The 16594-nt window shown below is 61.3% G+C and carries 18 protein-coding genes; 13 read left to right on the forward strand and 5 right to left on the reverse strand.

Annotated elements, in window-relative coordinates:
• The first annotated feature begins 103 nt into the window (after positions 1-103).
• From nrdR to ACIOWE_RS11230, 12 genes are all read left to right on the forward strand, one after another.
• Positions 104-568 carry a transcriptional regulator NrdR gene (nrdR, locus tag ACIOWE_RS11175; RefSeq protein ID WP_401390986.1) on the forward strand — a complete coding sequence of 155 codons (465 nt, stop codon included), beginning with the start codon at positions 104-106 and terminating at the stop codon, positions 566-568.
• Positions 565-1698 (forward strand): bifunctional diaminohydroxyphosphoribosylaminopyrimidine deaminase/5-amino-6-(5-phosphoribosylamino)uracil reductase RibD, encoded by a 1134-nt coding sequence (gene ribD / locus ACIOWE_RS11180; RefSeq protein ID WP_401390989.1) that lies wholly within the window; start codon positions 565-567, stop codon positions 1696-1698. The genes nrdR and ribD overlap by 4 nt, the downstream gene beginning before the upstream one ends.
• A gap of 47 nt (positions 1699-1745) precedes the next feature.
• Positions 1746-2411 carry a riboflavin synthase gene (locus tag ACIOWE_RS11185; protein WP_201236634.1) on the forward strand — a complete coding sequence of 222 codons (666 nt, stop codon included), beginning with the start codon at positions 1746-1748 and terminating at the stop codon, positions 2409-2411.
• A gap of 31 nt (positions 2412-2442) precedes the next feature.
• Positions 2443-3534, forward strand: coding sequence for a bifunctional 3,4-dihydroxy-2-butanone-4-phosphate synthase/GTP cyclohydrolase II (gene ribBA, locus ACIOWE_RS11190; RefSeq protein WP_065259547.1), 1092 nt, complete (start codon positions 2443-2445; stop codon positions 3532-3534).
• A 226-nt stretch (positions 3535-3760) separates the two neighbouring features.
• Positions 3761-4237 carry a 6,7-dimethyl-8-ribityllumazine synthase gene (gene ribE, locus ACIOWE_RS11195; protein ID WP_003228649.1) on the forward strand — a complete coding sequence of 159 codons (477 nt, stop codon included), beginning with the start codon at positions 3761-3763 and terminating at the stop codon, positions 4235-4237.
• A complete protein-coding gene (gene nusB / locus ACIOWE_RS11200) occupies positions 4234-4734 on the forward strand; it encodes a transcription antitermination factor NusB (RefSeq protein ID WP_201236635.1) in 501 nt (166 codons plus the stop codon). The genes ribE and nusB overlap by 4 nt, the downstream gene beginning before the upstream one ends.
• An 18-nt stretch (positions 4735-4752) precedes the next feature.
• The gene (thiL, locus tag ACIOWE_RS11205; protein ID WP_401390993.1) at positions 4753-5718 is read left to right on the forward strand and encodes a thiamine-phosphate kinase; all 966 of its coding nucleotides are present in this window, start codon (positions 4753-4755) and stop codon (positions 5716-5718) included.
• Positions 5715-6218, forward strand: a complete 504-nt coding sequence (locus tag ACIOWE_RS11210) for a phosphatidylglycerophosphatase A (RefSeq protein ID WP_201236637.1) — start codon at positions 5715-5717, stop codon at positions 6216-6218. The genes thiL and ACIOWE_RS11210 overlap by 4 nt, the downstream gene beginning before the upstream one ends.
• A 37-nt stretch (positions 6219-6255) precedes the next feature.
• On the forward strand, positions 6256-6993 hold the full coding sequence (locus ACIOWE_RS11215; protein WP_401390997.1) for a substrate-binding periplasmic protein: 738 nt from the start codon (positions 6256-6258) through the stop codon (positions 6991-6993).
• A gap of 254 nt (positions 6994-7247) precedes the next feature.
• On the forward strand, positions 7248-7865 hold the full coding sequence (gene ribA / locus ACIOWE_RS11220; protein WP_103303726.1) for a GTP cyclohydrolase II: 618 nt from the start codon (positions 7248-7250) through the stop codon (positions 7863-7865).
• The gene (locus ACIOWE_RS11225; protein ID WP_201236639.1) at positions 7862-8281 is read left to right on the forward strand and encodes an MFS transporter; all 420 of its coding nucleotides are present in this window, start codon (positions 7862-7864) and stop codon (positions 8279-8281) included. The genes ribA and ACIOWE_RS11225 overlap by 4 nt, the downstream gene beginning before the upstream one ends.
• Positions 8281-9081 carry a cobalamin-binding protein gene (locus tag ACIOWE_RS11230; RefSeq protein ID WP_401391000.1) on the forward strand — a complete coding sequence of 267 codons (801 nt, stop codon included), beginning with the start codon at positions 8281-8283 and terminating at the stop codon, positions 9079-9081. Before ACIOWE_RS11225 ends, ACIOWE_RS11230 begins: the two co-directional genes overlap by 1 nt.
• Positions 9082-9231: 150 nt before the next feature.
• Here ACIOWE_RS11230 and ACIOWE_RS11235 read toward each other — a convergent pair whose 3' ends face one another.
• From ACIOWE_RS11235 to ACIOWE_RS11255, 5 genes are all read right to left on the reverse strand, one after another.
• The gene (locus ACIOWE_RS11235; protein WP_401391003.1) at positions 9232-11115 is read right to left on the reverse strand and encodes a TonB-dependent receptor domain-containing protein; all 1884 of its coding nucleotides are present in this window, start codon (positions 11113-11115) and stop codon (positions 9232-9234) included.
• Positions 11116-11253: 138 nt separating this feature from the next.
• Positions 11254-12921 carry a 1-deoxy-D-xylulose-5-phosphate synthase gene (dxs, locus tag ACIOWE_RS11240; RefSeq protein WP_401391006.1) on the reverse strand — a complete coding sequence of 556 codons (1668 nt, stop codon included), beginning with the start codon at positions 12919-12921 and terminating at the stop codon, positions 11254-11256.
• Between the two features lie 91 nt (positions 12922-13012).
• Complete coding sequence (ispA, locus tag ACIOWE_RS11245) at positions 13013-13900, reverse strand: (2E,6E)-farnesyl diphosphate synthase (protein ID WP_401391009.1); 888 nt, start codon at positions 13898-13900, stop codon at positions 13013-13015.
• Positions 13897-14139 (reverse strand): exodeoxyribonuclease VII small subunit, encoded by a 243-nt coding sequence (locus ACIOWE_RS11250; RefSeq protein WP_003228627.1) that lies wholly within the window; start codon positions 14137-14139, stop codon positions 13897-13899. Before ACIOWE_RS11250 ends, ispA begins: the two co-directional genes overlap by 4 nt.
• A gap of 228 nt (positions 14140-14367) precedes the next feature.
• A complete protein-coding gene (locus ACIOWE_RS11255) occupies positions 14368-15501 on the reverse strand; it encodes a Fic family protein (protein ID WP_401391012.1) in 1134 nt (377 codons plus the stop codon).
• A gap of 277 nt (positions 15502-15778) precedes the next feature.
• Between ACIOWE_RS11255 and ACIOWE_RS11260 the strand changes: the two genes are divergently transcribed.
• On the forward strand, positions 15779-16570 hold the full coding sequence (locus tag ACIOWE_RS11260) for a YfaP family protein (protein WP_201236645.1): 792 nt from the start codon (positions 15779-15781) through the stop codon (positions 16568-16570).
• The last annotated feature ends 24 nt before the right edge of the window (positions 16571-16594 follow it).

Below are 16594 nucleotides of genomic sequence, written 5' to 3' on the forward strand. Positions count from 1 at the left end.
ATGGATCAAACGATCATGCCGTTCTGTATACCGCAAACCCTATGGCTTGTCTTGCCACCGGGATGCGCTACCATGGCCCTCCCTTTTTTTGTTGCCAGCCACCATGCACTGTCCCTTCTGCGGTGCCAACGACACCAAGGTCATCGACTCGCGTCTGGTCGCCGAGGGCGAACAGGTGCCCCGCCGGCGTGAATGCCTGGCCTGCGGCGAGCGTAGCACGACGTGCGAGACGGCCGAACTGGTGGTGCCGCGCCTGATCAAAACTGCCGGCAGCGGCCCTCCGTTCGACGAAGAAAAACTCCGCGCCGGCATGCAACGCGCCCTGGAGAAACGTCCGGTGAGCGTCGAGCGCCTCGAATCCTCTCTGGTTCACATCAAGCACAAGTTGCGCGCCACTGGCGAGCGCGAGGTCAAATCCCTCGTGGTCGGTGAGTTGGTGATGGGCGAGCTGCAAAAGCTTGATGAAGTCGCCTACATCCGTTTCGCCTCGGTCTACAAGCGCTTTCAGGACCTCAACGAGTTCCGCGAAGAGATCGATCGTCTCGCCCGTGAACCGGTGAAAGAATGACCAGCGCCGCCGAGCAGGCCATCCTCGACGCCCACTTCATGGCCCGCGCACTGGAACTGGCGCGCAAAGGTCACTACACCACGCACCCCAATCCTCGGGTCGGCTGCGTGATAGTGAAGGACGGCCAGATTGTCGGCGAAGGCTGGCATGAACGTACCGGTGAACCACACGCCGAAGTCCACGCCTTGCGCGCCGCCGGTGAACAGTCCCGGGGCGCCACCGCTTATGTGACGCTTGAGCCTTGCAGCCACCATGGCCGCACACCGCCGTGCGCCGATGCTTTGGTCAATGCCGGGGTTGGGCGTGTGGTCGCAGCGATGCGCGATCCCAACCCGCAAGTCGCCGGCCGTGGTTTGCAGCGTCTGACGGATGCCGGTATCGCCACCGAAAGCGGCGTCCTCGAAGCCGAGGCCCGCCAGCTCAATCAAGGCTTCCTGAAGCGTATGGAACAGGGCCTGCCGTTTGTGCGGGTCAAGTTGGCCATGAGCCTCGACGGTCGCACGGCGATGGAGAGCGGCGAGAGCCAATGGATCACTGGGCCCGCCGCACGTTCGGCGGTACAGCGATTGCGCGCGCAGGCCAGTGTGGTGCTGACTGGCGCCGACACGGTGCTGGCCGATGGCGCACGCTTGACCGTGCGCGCTGACGAGTTGGGCCTGGATACCGAAAAAACCGCGCTGGCCATGAGCCGCCCGCCATTGCGCGTGCTGATCGATGGTCGTCTGCGGGTACCGCTCGACGCGCCATTCTTCAAGGCCGGCCCGGCGCTGGTCGCCACGTGCATGGCGGTCGAAGAGCAATACGCCAACGGCCCGGAATGCCTGATCGTGCCGGGCGATGACGGTCAGGTCGATCTGCATCAACTGCTGATTGAACTCGCCGGCCGTGGCGTCAATGAAGTGCTGGTCGAGGCTGGCCCGCGTCTGGCCGGTGCGTTTGCTCAACTCGGATTGGTCGATGAGTTCGTGATCTTCATCGCCGGCAAGTTTCTGGGGTCCTCGGCGCGTCCGCTGCTGGACTGGCCGCTGTCCTTCATGAAGGACGCCCCCGAGCTGAAAATCACTGAAATCCGCGCGGTTGGCGATGACTGGCGAGTCACTGCAATCCCTGTCCCGTCGGCGCGCGTATAATTCCCGGCCATCGCGTTAGCGCTGGCTTCGTTCTCAAGGAGAACCCCATGTTTACCGGCATCATCGAATCCATCGGCAGTATCCGTGCACTGACCCCAAAGGGCGGCGATGTACGGGTACATGTTGAAACCGGCAAGCTCGACCTGAGCGACGTCAAACTCGGCGACAGCATCGCGGTCAACGGCGTGTGCCTGACCGCCGTTGAACTGCCGGGCGACGGCTTCGCTGCCGACGTCAGCCGCGAAACCCTTGATTGCACGGCGATGAATGATCTGAAAAGCGGCAGCCCGGTCAATCTGGAAAAAGCCCTGACCCCGACTACCCGTCTCGGCGGTCACCTGGTCAGCGGCCACGTCGATGGTGTCGGCGAGATCGTCTCCCGTGCCGACAATGCCCGCGCCGTGGAATTTCGCATCCGCGCGCCGAAGGAACTGGCCAAGTACATCGCCCACAAAGGCTCGATCACCGTCGACGGCACCAGCCTGACCGTGAACGCAGTCGATGGCGCCGAGTTCATGCTGACGATCATTCCGCACACCCTGAGCGAAACCATCATGGCGTCCTACAAGCCAGGTCGCCGGGTGAACCTGGAAGTCGACTTGCTGGCGCGTTATCTGGAGCGCCTGCTGCTGGGCGACAAGGCCGCAGAGCCTGCATCCGGTGGCACCATCACTGAAAGCTTTCTGGCCCAAAACGGCTACCTCAAATCCTGAAGCTCTAAATTCGAAAGAAGGGGGGTGCCTTGTGGCGCTCAATAGCATCGAAGAACTGGTTGAAGACATCCGCCAAGGCAAGATGGTCATCCTCATGGATGACGAAGACCGCGAGAACGAAGGCGACCTGATCATGGCCGCCGAATGCTGCAAGGCCGAGCACATCAACTTCATGGCCAAGCACGCCCGTGGCCTGATCTGCATGCCAATGAGCCGCGAGCGCTGCGAAACCCTGAAGTTGCCGCTGATGGCGCCGCGCAACGGTTCCGGTTTCGGCACCAAGTTCACTGTCTCGATCGAAGCCGCCGAAGGCGTGACCACCGGCATCTCCGCTGCGGACCGCGCACGCACCGTGCAGGCCGCTGCCGCGAAAGACGCCAAGGCTGAAGACATCGTCAGCCCGGGCCACATCTTCCCGCTGATGGCTCAGGCTGGCGGTACCCTCGCTCGCGCCGGCCACACCGAAGCCGCTTGCGACCTGGCGCGCATGGCCGGTTTCGAGCCGAGCGGCGTGATCTGCGAAGTGATGAACGACGACGGCACCATGTCTCGCCGCGCCGAACTCGAAGCTTTCGCCGCCGAACACAACATCAAGATCGGCACCATCGCCGACCTGATTCACTACCGGATGATCCACGAACGTACCGTTCAGCGGATTGCCGAGCAGCCGCTGGACAGCGAACTGGGCCAATTCAACCTGGTGACCTATCGTGATTCCGTGGAAGGCGACGTGCACATGGCACTGACCCTGGGCACCGTTTGCGCCGAAGAGCCGACCCTGGTTCGCGTGCACAACATGGACCCGCTGCGCGACCTGCTGATGGTCAAACAACCGGGCCGCTGGAGCCTGCGCGCCGCGATGGCTGCGGTTGCCGAGGCGGGCAGCGGTGTGGTGCTGTTGCTCGGTCACCCGCTCGATGGTGACGTGTTGCTGGCGCACATCCGCGAAACCGGCGATCAGGCGGCGGTGAAAAAACCGACCACTTACAGCATCGTCGGTGCCGGTTCGCAGATCCTGCGTGACCTCGGTGTGCGCAAAATGCGTTTGATGAGCGCACCAATGAAATTTAATGCGATATCCGGTTTCGATCTGGAAGTTGTAGAATACGTGCCCTCCGAATAATGACCGGTTGTTTCCGACATTGTCGACTGAGATAAATTGTGGCGAGGGAGCTTGCTCCCGCTTGAGTGCGCAGCACTCACAAGAAGGGGCCGCTACGCAGCCCAGCGGGAGCAAGCTCCCTCGCCACAGGTAACCAGCAATGCGGTTTTTCCGGCCATGTATTTGTGGCTAATATCACTGAGGGATGCGTACGAGACGCGTCCCGGCTCTTTAAGAGAACTGACGAATGACCCTGAAGACCATCGAAGGTACCTTCATCGCCCCTAAAGGCCGCTACGCTTTGGTAGTGGGCCGTTTCAACAGCTTCGTCGTTGAAAGCCTGGTCAGCGGTGCAGTTGATGCCCTGGTTCGCCACGGCGTGAGCGAAAGCGACATCACCATCATCCGCGCACCTGGCGCCTTCGAAATCCCGCTGGTAGCGCAAAAAGTCGCCCAGAAAGGTGAGTTCGCAGCCATCATCGCCCTCGGCGCAGTCATTCGTGGCGGTACTCCGCACTTCGAGTACGTGGCGGGCGAGTGCACCAAGGGTCTGGCCCAGGTGTCGATGGAGTTCGGCGTACCGGTCGCTTTCGGCGTCCTGACCGTTGATTCCATCGAGCAAGCCATCGAACGTTCCGGCACCAAAGCCGGTAACAAAGGTGCCGAAGCTGCCCTGTCCGCTCTGGAAATGGTCAGCCTGCTGGCGCAGTTGGAGGCCAAGTGATTAGCGACGAAAGCGATCGTTTCAACCCGCGCGAACCGCGTCCAACGGACGCCGGCAAGCCTTCGAAAAGTGAAAAGCGCCGCGCTGCCCGTCAGCTGGCGACTCAAGCTTTGTACCAGCGCCACATGGCCAGTACTTCGCTGAACGAAATCGAAGCGCAGTTTCGCGTCGACAACGATTTCACCTTCGCCGATGCCAGCTACTTCCACGACATCCTGCACGGTGTTCCGGCCAGTCTGACCGAGATCGACGCTGCGTTGGCGCCGTGCCTGGACCTGACCATCGAAGAGCTGGACCCGGTTGAACTGTGCGTACTGCGCCTGTCGACCTGGGAACTGCTCAAGCGTGTCGATGTGCCGTACCGCGTTGTGATCAACGAAGGGATCGAACTGGCGAAAGTCTACGGTTCCACCGACGGTCACAAGTTCGTCAACGGCGTGCTCGACAAACTGGCCCCGCGCCTGCGTGAAGCTGAAGTGAAGGCGTTCAAGCGCTGATCCGCGCTTGATATCGCAATGGGCGAGTTTGAGCTGATCCGCAATTTCTTCGCCGCCGCGCCTTGTGCGCAGGGCGGCGAGGGCGTTGCACTGGGGATCGGCGATGACTGCGCCTTGCTCGCTGTTCCCCCCGGGGAACAGCTGGCAATTTCCACCGATACGCTGGTGGCCGGCGTGCATTTCGCCGACCCCTGCGATCCGTTTCTGCTCGGTCAGCGCTCGCTGGCCGTCGCGGTCAGCGATCTGGCCGCCATGGGCGCCACGCCCGTTGCCTTTACCCTTGCCCTGACTGTGCCGACGGTGACCGCCGATTGGCTGCAAGCCTATGCTCGTGGTTTGAACCGCATGGCACAAAGCTGCGGCGTCGCGCTGGTCGGCGGCGATACCACACGTGGGCCGTTGAGCCTGACCGTCACCGTGTTCGGTCGAGTGCCCGCCGGACAAGCCTTGACCCGCAGCGGTGCGCAACCGGGTGACTTGTTGTGCGTCGGCGGCGAGCTGGGCAATGCCGCTGGCGCGTTGCCGCTGGTGCTGGGCCAGCGCGACGCCGCAGCGGACATTGGCCAGCCACTGCTCGAGCATTATTGGTCGCCGCAACCGCAACTGGCCCTCGGCCAGGCATTGCGCGGCAAAGCCACTTCAGCGCTGGATATTTCCGATGGCTTGCTCGCCGATTGCGGTCATATCGCACTGGCATCGAAGGTGCGGCTTGAGATTGAACGCGAGCGCGTGCCGTTGTCGGATGCATTAGTGGCGTTTCTTGGCCAACGCGGCGCCGAGCGTGCAGCGTTGAGCGGTGGCGATGATTACGTGCTGGCGTTCACTCTACCGTCCGTCGAGTTGCCGGCATTGCTGGCCGGCGGTTGGCCGATCCACGTGATCGGCCGCGTCATTGAGGGGCAGGGCGTGGCGCTGCTGGATCGCGAAGGGCGCGACATCACCCCGCAAATCCGGGGCTATCAACATTTTCAGGAGACACCGTGACAGATCACCCGAAACAGGTTCCGGGCGAATTCGTGCCGCCGTCGGTCTGGCGCAATCCTTGGCATTTCCTCGCGTTCGGCTTTGGTTCCGGCACTCTGCCGAAAGCGCCGGGCACGTGGGGCTCGCTAGTTGCGCTACCCTTTATCCCGTTGTGGCAGATGTTGCCCGACTGGGGTTACTGGCTGATGCTCGGGATCACCATGCTGTTCGGCTTCTGGCTGTGCGGCAAGGTTGCCGATGATCTGCGGGTACACGACCACGAAGGCATCGTATGGGACGAAATGGTCGGGATGTGGATCACCCTGTGGCTGGTGCCGGAAGGCTGGTACTGGTTGCTCGCGGGTTTCCTGATGTTCCGTTTCTTCGACATTCTCAAGCCTTGGCCGATTCGCTGGATCGATCGGCATGTGCATGGCGGCGTCGGCATTATGCTCGACGACGTGCTGGCTGGTGTCTTTGCCTGGCTGGCGATGCAAGGGCTGGTGTGGCTGTTTACCTGATCCCAGGGGGCATCAGGGTTACGTGAGGGGACTAGGGATGGCTCGACGCTGGTGGGCGGTGGTGTTTTTTACCCTGATGGGGGCTGTGGCCAGTGCACAGAACGCTGCGCCGACACCTGCGGTCATCCATCTGGCCAGTGAAGACTGGGAAGATTACACCGCCGCCGATGGGCATGGCCTCGGCTGGGACGTGTTGCGCAAGGTATTCGAGCCGGCCGGGGTGAAACTCGACATTCGTACCGAGCCTTACACGCGTTCCGTGGGTCTGGCCCAACGCGGCGAAATCGATGCCTGTGTCGGCTCTTATCATGAAGAGGCCAGCGATCTGCTTTATCCACGCTGGAATTTCGATACCGATCATATCTATGCGCTGGGCCTTGCGAGCAATCCCGCACCGAGCCCGGAAACCCTGGGCAACTATCGACTGGCCTGGGTACGCGGCTACGACTACCAGAATTATTTGCCCAATGTGAAAAGCTTCAACGAAGTCATCCGGCGCACCGGGATCCTGTCGATGCTGACTCACAACCGCGTCGACTATTACATCGACGCGCTGACCGAAGTCGATTACGTGGTCGGCCGGGCCAAGGATCCGTCGCAATTCCGCAAGACCCATATCGCCGAACTGCCGCTGTACCTGTGCTTTGCCAATACCCAGCAAGCCCGCACGTTGATGGCGTTGTATGACCAGCGTATGGAGCAGTTGGTGAAGAGCGGCGAGTTGAAGCCGATCTTCGAGAAGTGGAAACAACCGTATCCGTTCGATGCGAACTGAGCGCAGATATTGTGTCCAGCACTGCCCCCCTGTGGGAGCGAGCCTGCTCGCGAAAGCGCTGGGTCAGGCAGCACAGAGATTGAATTTGCCGACGCCTTCGCGAGCAGGCTCGCTCCCACAGGGATCCGCAATGGCCGGGAGATATCAAACTTTTTGATCGTTATGCCCGACAATTCAGCCTAAGCGCCTGCCCAAAGCTGCTGTTACAATGCCGCCCAGCGAATCTTCAGACTTTTTAGATCAGGAGCACACCGGTGCCTGTCGTTTTTGTCGCCGCTTCCAAGCTGCCAACGCCTTTTGCGCAATTCACCATGCACGGTTTTCTCGATGAAGCCACCGGTCGCGAGCACGTTGTGCTGAGCCTGGGTGATTTCGCCGACGGTGCCCCGGTACTCGGCCGGTTGCACTCCGAATGCCTCACGGGCGATGCCTTGTTCAGCCAGCGTTGCGACTGCGGCTCGCAACTCGAAGGCGCGCTCAAAGCCATCGCTCGCGAAGGTCGTGGCGTATTGCTGTACCTGCGTCAGGAAGGGCGTGGCATCGGTCTGTTGAACAAGATCCGCGCCTACGAGTTGCAGGACGGCGGCGCCGACACCGTTGAAGCCAACGAGCGTCTGGGTTTCGCCGCCGACCAGCGCGACTACGCCATGTGCCTGCCGATGCTCGAACATCTGGGCGTCAAGTCGTTGCGTCTGATGACCAACAACCCGCGCAAGGTCAAAGCCTTGACCGACATGGGCATCACCGTCGCCGAGCGCGTGCCGCTGCACACCGGGCACAACCCGCATAACAAACTCTACCTGGCGACCAAGGCCAGCAAGCTCGACCACATGATGGGCAACGAGCATCAGGGCGAGGTCGACCGCGCGTGACCCGCGGTCAGGTGCGCCGGCGTCTCAGCGTCGACTGGTGGAAATACCTGGCGCTGGCACTGGTGCCGCTGTTCGTCCTCAACGCACTGTTCGGTCAGAGCGAAGGGATCATGCCGGTGCTGGCGATGCCGTTCTTTATCGCTGGCGTGGCATCGATGTTTGTCAGCCTGAAGTTTTTCGGCCGCTATAAACACGCACTGATCGCTACCCAGAAAGCCCTCGATACCCCTGAAGAACCTGCGGCGTGGATCGCTCTCGCGGCGCGCCGCCGCAGCGCCTTCCTTGCCGCTGCGTTGCCGGCGTGGATCGGCGCGCTGGCGGTGTTCGTCGGCCTCGAAGCGGTGCCGTTGATGCTGCTGGCGTTGTCCACGGCGGTGCTGTTCTACCTCTACCGTATTCCGCGTCAACTCGGTTGATGCGCCACCTCTGGCTGGCGGTTCTGCTGCTGGCCGTCAGCGGCCCGGCGCTGGCGAGTCTGCGCGTGGTCAGCCTCGCGCCTTCCCTGTCTGAAATCGTCGTTGAGCTGGATTCCGCCGATCTGCTGGTCGGCGTGCTGGATGCTGGCGAGCGCCCGGCGGCCATTGCCGGGGTGCCCTCCGTTGGCCGCTATGGTCAGCTCGACATGGAACAACTGCTCAGCCTCAAACCTGATCTTCTGTTGCTCTGGCCCGGCAGCGTCGGCCCGGCACAGCGTGATCAGCTCAAGCGTTTGAACATCCCCACATTCGTTGCCGAACCGCACAGCCTCGAACAGCTTTCCGCGCAGATCGAAGCCATTGCCGCTCGACTCGGCCGGCCTGAGCGCGGGGAGAAACTGGCGGCGGATCTGCGTAAACAACTGGACGATCTGCGCCAGCGCTATCGCCGGGCCGCGCCGCTCAAGGTGTTCTATCAAGTCTGGGACAAGCCGTTGTACACGGTGGGCGGAGGGCAGATCATCAGTGATGCGCTGGAGGTGTGCGGCGCGCGCAATGTCTTCGCTGACCTGAGTCTGCCGGCGCCGCAGGTCAGCATTGAAGCCGTGTTGCAGCGCAATCCCGAGGTGATTCTGGCGGGTGATCAGGCGCAGCTCGATGCGTGGAAGTCCTGGCCGCAAGTGGCGGCGGTGGCGCAGGGGAAATTGCTGTTGGTCACCGACAAAGGCCTTGAAAGACCCAGCGGGCAGATGATCGATGCGACAGCCAAGCTCTGCCGCCTGATTCAGCCACACCAGTAACCTGTGGTGAGGGGATTTATCCCCGACCGGCTGCGCAGCAGCCGTAAACCGGTGAACTCAATGTGGTTGATCACTGATGCGTCTGTTTTTGGGGCTGCTTCGCAACCCATCGGGGATAAATCCCCTCGCCACAGTTGATGGAAGTTGATCTTAGAGCTGGGGAGTCCAGGTGACGCCGAACATCCACGCCCGGCCTTCCTCGCGATAGCCATACTGACTGCCGTCATAGCTGTAATTCGCCCGGCTGTAACCCTTGTCCAGCAGGTTATCCACCTTCAGGTCCAGCTTGATCTCATGGTTCAGCGCCCAGCTGCTGCGCAAGCCGAACAATGCGTAACCGGCCAACGCCTGCGTATTGTCCTTGTCGTCGTAGCTGCTGCTCACCGCCTGCCAACTGGCGCCGAGGCTCAGGCGATCGAATTGCCGATCCAGATCCCAACTCAGCGTCCGCCGCGCACGCCGCGCCAGGGTATGGCCGGTGTCGCGGTCGCGGGGATCGATGATCGCCACGCCAAGGTTGCTCTGCCAGCCGAACAGTTCCTGTTTCAACGCGGCTTCGAAGCCGTTGATTCGTGCCGAGGCGACGTTTTCCGGCCGTGAGTTACTGCCGAAGATAATCGCGTCTTGCAGATCCGTACGATACAGCGACGCCTCCAGACGGCTGCTGTCGCTCAACTGGCTACGCCATTGCAGCTCGTAGCTTTTCGAAGTTTCCGGTTTCAAGTTCGGGTTGCTGAAATCCGGGTAATACAGGTCGTTGAAGGTCGGTGCGCGGAAGCCTTCGCTGTAGCTGAGCAACAAGTCGTTGTCCGGGTTCAGCGGCAGGGTGAAGGTGCCGCTCCAGGTGTTCTGGCTACCGAACTGCTGGTTATCGTCATGGCGCAGACCCAGCTCGGTGGAAAAACTGTCGGCCTGATATCGATGCTGAATGAAAGCGGCGCGGTTCCAGCGGCTGTCTTCGTCGAACGCGGTACTGCTGTTGACCCGATCTTCATACCAGTCGCCGCCAAGTATCAGGCTGTTGCGTGCGTCGAGCGTCAGGTCATTCTGCCAGTTCACCGAGTCGCGATAGGTGTTGAACACCGTGCGTTCGTCGCTGAGCTTGTCGAGGGTCTTTTCGCGGTTCTCGGTGTGGCCGAATTCGACGCGGGTTTTCCAGGTTTCGTTGACCCGGGCATCGATGTAACTGCTGACGCTGCTGACGTTGAAATCGCTGTAGGGCTGCTGCTGGACCGATTCGAGGGTGTTCATGTCGAAGCGGCCGAACGGGTTGTCGAACTCGCTTTTGCCACGGTTATCCAGCAGGTTGGCACCGATTTCGACGTCATCGGTCAGCGCATGGCTGAGGCTCAGGCTGACGGACTTGTTGCGGTAGGCGTCATGATCGCCATCGCTGGGATACGACTCGTGGGTGCGATCAATGCCGGCCGTTTCATCGAGACTGGCGCCAAGGTTGAAGCGGGTTTTGTCATCGCCGCCAGACAAACCGAGGCTGCGCTCCCAGGTCTGGTTACTGCCAAACCCGATGTGCAGGCGTGGCTGTAAGCCTTGTTCACTGCCACGGCGGGTGAAGATCTGAATCACCCCGCCAATCGCATCGCTGCCGTAAATCACCGAACGTGAACCGCGCAGCACTTCGACGCGCTCGATCTGTTCGATGTTCAGGTGTTGCAGATTGCTGTCACCAGAGGTCGAACTGCCGATGCGCTGACCGTCGACCAACACCAGACTTTGCGCCGATTGCGTGCCACGAATGTAGATGCCCGGCAGACTGCCGCGCCCACCGGTCTGCGCCACTTGCACCCCCGGCACGCGCCGCAGCAGGTCCGGCACATCGCTCGGTTGCAGGCGGTCGATATCTTCGCGGGTGAACACCGTGTTGGCTGCGCTGCTGTCGTTGCGTGCTTCGACCTGGCGGTTGGCGCTGATCAGCGTGTCAGGCAGCTTCAAGGCCTGGTCGCGGTCGAAGGTGTCGGCGACGGCGCTGGCGGTTGGCAACAGGAAGAAGGGCAGGGCGAGGCGCGAGAGTTTCATCGGGCGTCCGTTGTCATTGTTGATATACGCAAAACAAATGTGGGAGCGAGCCTGCTCGCGAATGCGGTGTATCAGTCAGTGAAGATTTGACTGACAGTCCGCTTTCGCGAGCAGGCTCGCTCCCACAGGGTCTTGCGTTTATTTGTCGAATAAGGCCAGACGCTCGCGAATCGACGCTTCGATCCCGGCCTCATCCAGCCCGCACTCGGCCAGCATCTGCGCAGGCTTCGCGTGCTCGACGTAAACGTCCGGCAAGCCAAGGTGCAGCATCGACTTGAGAATATTCTCGCGTGCGAGAAATTCGCTGACCGCACCACCGGCGCCGCCCATGATCGCGTTCTCTTCGATTGTCACCAGCAATTCGTGGCTACCGGCGATCTCGCGCACCAGTGCTTCATCCAGCGGTTTGACGAAACGCATGTCGACCACCGTTGCATCCAGCTTCTCGGCGACTTTCAGCGCCTCGGCCAGTTGCACACCGAACACCAGCAGGGCGACTTTGCTGCCCTGACGACGGACGACGCCTTTACCGATTTCGATCGGCTCAAGATCTTTCTCGATGGTCGCGTTCGGGCCGCTGCCGCGTGGGTAACGCACCGCCGCCGGGCCGTTGTACAGGTGGCCGGTGGTGAGCATTTTGCGCAGTTCGTTTTCATCGCTCGGGGTCATGATGAGCATGCCCGGGATGCAACGCAGGTACGACAGATCGAAGCTGCCGGCGTGGGTCGGGCCGTCTTCGCCGACCAGACCGGCACGGTCGATGGCGAACAGCACGTCGAGGTTCTGCACCGCGACATCATGGACGAGCTGATCGTAGCCACGCTGCAGGAACGTCGAATAGATCGCCACCACCGGTTTCGCGCCTTCGCAGGCCATGCCGGCAGCAAACGTCACCGCGTGCTGTTCGGCAATCGCCACGTCGAAGTAGCGCAGCGGGAAGCGTTCGCTGAACGCCACCAGATCCGAGCCTTCCTTCATTGCCGGGGTAATCCCGACGAGACGTGGATCAGCCGCTGCCATGTCGCACAGCCACTCGCCGAACACTGCTGAATACTTCGGCCCACCCGCCTTTTTCGGCGCAGCAGCCGGAGCGTCGACAGGTTCGAGTTTGGTGATCGCGTGGTAACCGATCGGGTCGACTTCCGCCGGGGCGAAGCCTTTGCCTTTCTTGGTGACGATGTGCAGGAACTGCGGGCCTTTCAGATCGCGCATGTTGCGCAACGTGGCGATCAGGGTTGGCAGGTCGTGGCCGTCGATCGGGCCGATGTAGTTCCAGCCCAGCTCTTCGAACAGGGTGCCGGGAACCAGCATGCCTTTTGCGTACTCTTCGGTGCGACGGGCGATTTCCCAGGCGCCGGGCAGGCGCGACAGGACTTTTTTGCTGCCTTCACGCATGCTCGCGTAAGTGCGGCTGGAGAGGATCTTTGCCAGATAATTCGACAGGCCGCCGACGTTGCGCGAGATCGACATGTCGTTGTCGTTGAGGATCACCAACATGTTCGCGTCGACTTCCGGCGCGTGGTTCAGCGCCTCGAAAGCCATGCCAGCGGTCAGTGCGCCATCGCCAATCACGGCAATTGCCTTGCGATCACTGTTTTGCAGACGGGCGGCAATCGCCATGCCCAGCGCTGCACTGATCGAGGTACTGGAGTGGCCGACCGTGTAGAGCAATTCCAGGCGCAACTCATCAGCCAGGGTTTCCAGCTCGGCTTCGCCTAACCGGCGCAGGCCGTCCGGCGTATTCGCGCGGTCGAGCAGGGGCGGGGTCGGGCGCTTGCGGGGAAGCTCAGGCACCGTCGTGGGCATCAGGCGAATCGTTATAGGTATAAAAGATGCGGCAGTTTACCTGATGCATCGCCCCCTGCCCACGCGTTGGTCTTTTTTGGCTGATTCGCCGTCAGTTGCGGCGCTCGACGATATACCGGGCCAGCTCGCGCAAAGGCTCGGCTGCCGCGTCAAACGGTCGCAGGGCGTGCAGGGCCTGATCGCGCAGTTCCAGAGCATAGGCCTTGGCAGCGTCCAGACCGAGCAGGGCCGGGTAGGTCGGCTTGTCGCGGGCGATGTCGGCGCCTTGGCGTTTGCCAAGAGTTTCGGTATCACTTTCGACGTCGAGGATGTCGTCCTGCACCTGAAAGGCGAGGCCGATGGCCTGTGCATAAGTCTGCAGGGCTTTGAGTTCATCCTTCTCGGCACGGCCGCTGGCCAGGGCGCCGAGTCTGACGCTGACCTCGATCAACGCGCCGGTCTTGTGTCGATGCATCTGTTCGAGGGCTTTCTTATCGAGCTTGAGGCCGACCGAACCGAGGTCGATGGCTTGACCGCCGACCATGCCGGCTGGGCCTGCCGCGTGCGCCAGCGCCGTGACCTGTTGCAGGCGGGTGTCCGCGTCGAGGTTGCTCAGGCGTGGGTCGAGCAGGGCGCTGAAGGCCAGACTCTGCAAGCCGTCACCGGCGAGAATCGCGCAGGCTTCATCGAATTTCTTGTGGGTGGTCGGCTGGCCGCGACGCAGATCGTCGTCGTCCATCGCAGGCAGATCGTCGTGAACCAGCGAATAGGCGTGGATCAGCTCGACCGCGCACGCTGCGCCGTTGGCTTGCTCAGGCTTGCCGCCGAGGGCTTCGCATGCGGCGTAGGCCAGCAGCGGGCGCACGCGTTTGCCACCGTTCATCACGCTGTAGCGCATGGCTTCATAGAGGCGCGCCACTTCCGGCAGCGGGGCGTTGAACAGGGTTTCCAGGGCCGCGTTGACCCGGGCCTGGCTGGTCGCCGAATACGCTGCAATCATTCTGGCTGTTCCGCGTCGAAGGGTTCCTCGGCGAGTTCGCCATCACGCTCCAGCAGCACTTGCACCTTCTGTTCGGCTTGCGCCAGCGCTGCCTGGCAGTCACGGGTCAGGCCGATGCCCTGCTCGAAAGCGGTCAGCGAGTCTTCCAGCGACAATTCACCGTTCTCCAGACGCTCGACCAGTGTTTGCAGGTCGGCGAGGGACTGTTCGAAATCCAGTGCAGCTTTTTTGCGGGCCATGGCGGCGATTTCCGGTTGACGTTAAACCGGCGCGACACTAGCAGATAGGGGGGTTATGGGCAAATGAGCAGGGTCTTCCGACACCCTACCAGTGGCGAGGGGATTCATCCCCGATGGGTTGCGAAGCGACCCCCAGCGTTCCCAGAACACACCGAATTTTCGGGTTTTACGACGACTGCGTCGCCGAACGGGGATAAATCCCCTCGCCACAGTGATCTTCTTATTGCTCTAGGTTGGGTAGCTGATCTGATACCGCGTGCTGCGTCCGCCGCCTGGAAGTCGTTGCAGACAGCCTTTTTCCACTAACTCTGCCAAATGCCGGGTCGCTGTTGCCTTGGAGACCTTGGCCACCGCCAGATACTGCGCCGCGCTGATGCCCTGTTCAAAACCGCGCTCACCACCATCGAGCAAGCGGTTGAGCACTTTGATCTGCTCCACCGACAGCTCGGATTCGCGGTGCGCCTGCCAGAAACGCGCCTTGCCCAACACACCTTCAATGCGGGCGATAGCCTGTTGCAGGCTACGCAGCAACGTTTGCAGGAACCATGTGAGCCAGTCAGTTATGTCCAGCGTGGCTTTCTGACTGGATTCGAGGATTCGGTAATAGCCGGCGCGATCGTCGAGAATGCTGGCCGACATGGCATAAAAACGGATTGCCCGGGCTTCACCCTGGGCCAGCGCCAGATCGGTAATGGTACGGGTGAGTCGGCCGTTGCCATCGTCGAACGGGTGCAGTGTGACAAACCAGAAGTGCGCGATGCCGGCGCGCAGCAGAGGATCGAGTCCAGCTTCATGCTCACTGGTCTCGAACCACTTGAGGAAACGCTCGAGTTGCTGCTCAAGGCCTTGTCTTGGCGGGGCCTCGAAGTGCACGGTCGGACGCTCGATCCGTCCGGAAACCACTTGCATCGGCTCATCACCGCGCAGCGCAGCGACATTGATTGCGCGTGAGGAAAGACCATTTTCCTGTTCTGGAAACAGCAGCGAATGCCATTCCAGCAAACGCTCCAGCGTCAACGGCTCTGCGAAACGCCGGGTGGCATCGAACATCAGTTGCGCAAGGCCTTCACTGCGTGGACTGACGTTATCGTCATCAGCCGTTTCCAGGCCGAGGCGCCGCGCCAGTGACGAGCGCACGGAGCCGACATTCAATTGCTCACCCTCAATGGCCGAGGAGGTCACGATGTTTTGCAGCAAGGCATCAAGTTCGGACTGAGCGCTCAGGGAATTGCTCACTGAGCCGGCCATGCCCAGCAATTGGCCTTGCGCCTGCACACACTCGCGCAGCAACAGCGTGAGGCGGTCTGCCTGCCAGTTGAAGTCGGGCCAATCGGGTTGCTGCCAGATCCAGTGAGTCGCCATGAAGTGTGGTTCCTGAGCGCGTGAGCCGAATAGAAAGGCTATTCGGCTCATTTTGTGAGCCGAATATGACGCCTATTCGGCTCACCGTCTACCGGGTGCCGTGATTCCCACAACAAATCCAGATGTATCCGATTGTTAAAAAACTGCCGAATGGCTAATCTTCGCGCCTTCTACGACCCGGCAGTCACGGGTCTTTCAGACGAAACGCAGTTTTCACCGCTGTGAAGTACCGAGGATCGGGTGCAAGGTTTCGTTCAGGCATGGCAGGAGGCGTCACATGCGTTCATTTCTTATGCTGCTGATCGGGTTGGCCTGCGCGCCCGCGCTGCTGGCCGCGCCGACTGCCGAGTTGGCGGAACCGGTCGGTGGCTGGCGCTATCACGGTTTGCTCGATCGCACGGAAAACCCGCAAGTCGCCTACCCGACGCCGCCCATTGATCGCGGCATCCAGCGCAATCGCACGATGATCGAAGGCCAGCTCAAGGCCATCGGCCACATGCGCCCGCCGCACAGTCTCGCCGTCAACGGCAATCCACTGAATCTGTACACCGACGACCAGGGCCGTTTCGCCCGGCCGTATGCGTTTGGCGCAGGGTCGAACAGCGTCGAGGTGATCAGCGCCGAAGGCCAGTCACTCAAACGCGTGCAATTTTATGAAGCAAATAACTTGCGCACACCGGCGCGAATTCGTCTTGTCTTGGGGTGGGACGATCCAAAAGCCGAGCTCGATCTGCACATTGTCACGCCCGACGGTCAGCATGCGTTCTGGGCGCACCCGGCGTTGAGCAATGGCGGTGGCCTCGACCCGGATGGCGTCGATGGCCCCGGGCCGGAAATGTTCACCATGACCGCGCCGCTGCATGGCACCTATCTGGTTTACGTCAACTATTGGGGCAACTTCGGTAACGGCGGCTATAACTTCGATGAGACCAGCAATCAGAACGAGGTGATCACCTCGCAAATCACGCTGGTGCTCAACGAAAACACCGTCGACGAAAAACGCGAGACCTTCATCGTGCCCCTGCGGGCGATCGGTGATCTGCTGCTGGTCAAGACTTTCAACTACTAAGCATCCCGCACCACGGATGAACTT

The sequence above is a fragment of the Pseudomonas sp. NPDC087598 genome (assembly GCF_044743525.1).
Taxonomy (GTDB): Bacteria; Pseudomonadota; Gammaproteobacteria; order Pseudomonadales; family Pseudomonadaceae; genus Aquipseudomonas.